General features: G+C 72.6%; 3 protein-coding genes. All 3 read right to left on the bottom strand.

The features are described from left to right. The coding region (locus F3J10_RS34425) for an AMP-binding protein (RefSeq protein ID WP_167243943.1) at positions 1-2,707 on the bottom strand (2,707 nt) is incomplete at its 3' end. Beyond that, positions 2,704-3,291, bottom strand: a complete 588-nt coding sequence (locus F3J10_RS34420; protein WP_167243942.1) for a GNAT family protein — start codon at positions 3,289-3,291, stop codon at positions 2,704-2,706. The genes F3J10_RS34420 and F3J10_RS34425, both read right to left, overlap by 4 nt. 68 nt (positions 3,292-3,359) lie before the next feature. Then, positions 3,360-4,433: a GntG family PLP-dependent aldolase gene (locus F3J10_RS34415; RefSeq protein WP_167243941.1), complete on the bottom strand. Its 1,074-nt coding sequence runs from the start codon at positions 4,431-4,433 to the stop codon at positions 3,360-3,362. Positions 4,434-4,590: the final 157 nt, after the last annotated feature.

Raw genomic sequence — 4,590 nt, 5'->3', positions numbered from 1 at the left:
GCCAGGCTTCGAGCGCACGCGCGGCCGCCGGCGAGGCGAGCCAGTCGCGCTGCGCGGCGGAGAAGGCGCGATAGCCGCGCGTCGTCGCCGGCGGTTCGGCCTCGCCGCGGCCGAGCGCGTCGTAGAGGCGACCGAGTTCGGCCAGCAGCAGGTCGAAGGACCACATGTCGACGCAGCCATGATGCAGGGCGAGCGCGACCCAGGTCCGCGTCGGGCCCTGCGTGACGCTGGCGCGCCAGGCGGCGACGCCCAGGTCGAACGGCGTGACCAGCGTTTCGCGCGCGGCCTGCAGCGCGGCCTCGTCGTCGGCGAAACGCGCCTGCACCAGGGCCGGTGCCGGCGCCTCGGCCGCCACCGGCTTGCCGTCGCGCTCGACCAGCACCATCCGCAGCACGTCGTGGCGCGCCGCCAGCTGACCCAGCGCGCGGGAGAAACGCTCGGCATCGAAGGCCGCGTCGGCCTCGGCCACGAAACCCTCGTTGTAGTCGACCGAGCCACGGTTCGCCTGCTGCGCGAGCCACAGCGCGGCCTGGCCCGGCGTTGCCGGCCAGTCGCCCTCGGCTGGCGCGGCCGCCTCGGCCCGCGTCGACGTACCGGTTTCCCCGGCGGCCGGTGCTCGCCAGGCGCGTTCGGCCAGCGTGCCGATCTCGGCGGCCAGCGCCGCCAGCGTGAGATCGCCGAACAGCAGCTCGACCGGCAGCTCGACGCGCAACGCGGCGCCGAGCCGATGCTGGACCTGCACCAGCGCCAGCGAATCGAGACCGAGCGCCGACACCGGCCGCGACAGGTCGAGCGCGTAGAACGGCGTCTTCAGCAGCTCGGCGAACTGGTTCTGCACCACGCCCTCGACCAGCCGCGCGAAGGCCTCGCCCCGGGCGGCGGCCAGCATCGCGTGCAGGGCCGCGTGCGGGTCCTGCGCGACGCGCGCCGCATCCCGCGTGCCGCTCGCGCCGGGCCGCGCCTCGTGCAGCACCTTCAGCGTGCCGCCGTGCAGCTCCTCGCGCACGGCGCTGCGCTGCACCTTGCCGCTGGATGTCTTGGCGATCGAGCGCTCCTTGATCAGCACCACGCGCTCCAGCGCAAGGCCATGCCCCGAGGCGATGCGCTCGACGATCGCCGCGACGATCGCCGGGAACTCGGCCGGCGGCGTATTGCGCCGCACCTCGGCGACCAGGGCCAGCGCCTGCGTGTCGGCTTCCGCTGCCTGCGTGGCATCCGCGGCCTGCCCGGCGCTCTCGCCGGCGCTCCCCGCCGAGGCGTTCTCGGCCAGCGTGAAGGCGGCCGCGCCGTCCGGCACCAGCGCGCGATGCGCGGCGGTGGCGGTGGCCTCCAGGTCGGACGGATAGTAGTTGTCGCCGCGCAGGATGATCACGTCCTTGCAGCGGCCGGTGACCACCAGCTCGCCGCCGTGCAGGAAGCCCAGGTCGCCGGTGGCGAGGAAGGGGCCGTCGCCGTCGGCCGTGAAGTTGCCGAAGGTCTGCGCGCTCTTCTCGGCATCGCCCCAGTAGCCCTGGGCCACGTGCGGGCCCTTGACCCAGATCTCGCCGACCGCGTCGTCGGCCAGGCGCGCGCGGCTGTCGCGATCGACGATCGCCAGCTCGCCGCTCGCCACCGGGCCGCCGCAGCCCACGCGCCGGAACACCGTGCTGCGTCCCGAGGCGGCCAGGCTGGTCTGCTCGATCACGTGGCGCGGCCCGTAGCCGGTCGAACCCGTCACCAGCAGGGTGGCCTCGGCCAGCCCGTAGCTGGGCCGGAACGCCTCGGCGCGGAAGCCGCAGGCGCCGAAGCGCGCGACGAAGGCGTCCAGGGTGCGCACCGACACCGGCTCCGAGCCGTTCACGGCGGCCGTCACGCTCGACAGGTCGAGCCCGGCCAGTTGCGCCGACGCGATCTTCTCGACGCACAGCTGCCAGGCGAAGTTGGGCGCCACGGTCAGCGTGGCGCGATAGCGCGAGACGGCCTGCAGCCAGCGCAGCGGATTGCCGAGGAAGTCCATCGGCGCCATCAGGGTGGTCGGGTAGCCGACGTAGACGCCCTGCAGCAGGGTCATCAGCCCCATGTCGTGGAACAGCGGCAGCCAGAACACCGCGTGGCTGTCCGGCGTGTTGCCGCACATCAGGCGGATCATCTCCTCGTTGGCGAGCAGGTTGCCGTGCGTGACCATGATGCCCTTGGCCTGGCCCGTCGATCCCGAGGTGTATTGCAGGAAGGCCAGCGTGTCGGGCGTGGCCGCGTGCGGGCGCCAGCCGGCCGGATCGAGCTCGCCCAGCTCGTCGACCACGATCAGCTCGACCGCGCTCAGCGCGGGACGCTCGGCGATGAAGGCCTCGATCGAGGCGGCCTGCTTGCGGGTGAGCATCACGAAGCGCGGCGCGGCGTCCTCGATGATGCGCGCCAGGCGCTCGAAGTGATGGTTGTTGCGCGGCGCGTAGGCCGGCACGGCGATGAAGCCGCCATAGAGGCAGCCGAAGAAGGCGCTCACGTAATCGAGGCTTTGCGGGCAGACGATCAGCGCGCGATCGCCGGCGGCACCGCTCGCGGCCAGCCGCGCGGCGACGCGGCGCGCCGCCAGGTCGAGACCGGCGAAGCTCAGGCTCGGCGCCGCATCGTCGCCGTCGCGGCCTTCGAGATAGCGATAGGCCAGCGCCTCGCCGAGCGTCTCGGCGCGCGCGCGGCACAGATCGACGAAATTCGCGTGGCCGCTCATCGCGCCTCCCCTGCGGCCATGTCAGCCGCCCCGGCCTGCGCGCGTCGTTCGCACCATTCGCTGGCCAGCAGCGCATAAGCGTATTCGTCGCCCCAGGCGCCCTTGAAGAACACGTTCTGGCGATACATGCCCTCGCGACGGAAGCCCAGGTGCTCCAGCAGCCGCTGCGCGCGCGCGTTGAGCGCATCGACGGTGGCCACCAGCCGGTGCTTGCCATGCTGCTCGAACAGCAGCTCGACCACGCTCGCCACCGCCTCGCGCGCATAACCCTGGCGCTGTGCCTGAACGTCGAAGGTCACGCCCAGCTCCGCCTGGCGTCCCTCGTCGAGGAAGTGCACCGCCACGTCGCCGACCAGTTGCCCGTCGGTGCGGCGTTCGGCGGCGATCTGGAACCAGGTTTCGTCGGTGTCGAAGGCGAGCGGCTCCTGCTCGGCGAAGAAGGCCAGCGCGTCGTCGAAGGAATACGAGGACCAACCCTGGTAGCGCGCCACCTCGGGATGGTTGCGGTAGGCGGTGAAGCTGGCGAGGTCGTCGCGCGTGAAGGGGCGCAGCACCAGGCGCGCGGTGGCAAGCGGGAAGCTCATTCGGGTTCCTTGAAGTCCGGTGGCGGGCTGGTCGGCGCAGACCGTGGAGATGCGGGAAGTCGCGGCGCTCATCGATGCGACTCCATCGCCTCGGGCAGCGCGGCCTCGGCGAGGATCGCCCCGGCGGCCGCGATGGTGGCGTCGATCGCCGCGTCGTCGATCTGGTAGTGGACGACGGCGCGGATCACGCCGTCGCCGAGCAGGCCCATGCGGATGCCCTGCTCGCGCAGCGCATCGAGAAAGGGGGCATTGCCGGGCACGGCCACGTCGAAGAACACCATGCTGGTGTCGAAGGCGGGCGCGCGCAGCGCGATGCCGGGAATCCGCGCGAGCCCGGCGGCCAGGCGCGCGGCGCGGCGATGGTCCTCGCCCAGCCGCTCCACCATCTCGGTGAGCGCGACCAGGCCGGCGGCGGCCATGATCCCGGCCTGGCGCGTGCCGCCGCCGAGCAGCTTGCGGTAGCGCTTGACGCGATCGATCAGCTCGGCGCTGCCGCAGACCATCGAGCCGTAAGGCGCGGCCAGGCTCTTGGACAGGCAGAACTGCACCGAATCGGCATACGAGACGATCTCGGCGGCCGGCACGCCGAGCGCCACCGCCGCGTTGAACAGGCGGGCGCCGTCCATGTGCACGGCCAGGCCGTGCTGGTCGGCCAGCTCGCGCACGCGGCGCAGGTAGTCGAGCGAGAGCACGCGGCCGCCGGCCAGGCAATGCGGGTTCTCCAGCGCGATCACGGCGGCCGGCGCGCACTGGTAGTCGTGGCGGTCGCGGATCGCCGCGCGCAGCGCCTCGATCGGCAGGCTGCCGTCGGCCGCGGTGGCCACCGGGTGCAGCACGCCGCCCCCCACCAGCGAGATGCCGCCCGCCTCGTAGTTGTAGAGGTCGGACTGGTCGCCGAGGATCACCTCGTGGCCGCGCGGGCACTGCGCCAGCAGCGCCGTCAGGTTGCCCAGCGTGCCGCTCGACACGAAGGCGGCGGCCGCCTTGCCGGTCATGTGCGCGGCCAGCGCCTCCAGTTCGTTGACGGTCGGGTCCTCGCCGTAGCAGTCGTCGCCGACTTCGGCCTCGAACATCGCCCGGCGCATCGGCGCGGTCGGCACGGTCACGGTATCGCTCAGGAAATCAATCAGGGGTCGGTCCATCGCCTGCGTCTCTCGTTCGGTCAATTCGTTTCGTCATCCTGACGACGATCGATGCGATCGCCGCCGCTTGTGGGGGTTGCGGCTGGCCAGGCCGCGCTCGGCCTCAGTGCGGCGCGGCCGCCAGCAGCGCGGCGACCCGCGTCTGGCGCTGCCGCGA

This window comes from Burkholderia sp. Cy-637 (assembly GCF_011753175.1).
GTDB classification, from domain to species: domain Bacteria; phylum Pseudomonadota; class Gammaproteobacteria; order Burkholderiales; family Burkholderiaceae; genus Burkholderia; species Burkholderia gladioli.
This window is presented reverse-complemented; position numbering and strand designations above follow the sequence as displayed.

Excerpts from the sequence above, each read along its gene's own strand:
- F3J10_RS34415 (WP_167243941.1), bottom strand. The coding sequence starts at position 4,433 with ATGGACCGACCCCTGATTGATTTCCTGAGCGATACCGTGACCGTGCCG.
- F3J10_RS34420 (WP_167243942.1), bottom strand. The coding sequence starts at position 3,291 with ATGAGCTTCCCGCTTGCCACCGCGCGCCTGGTGCTGCGCCCCTTCACG.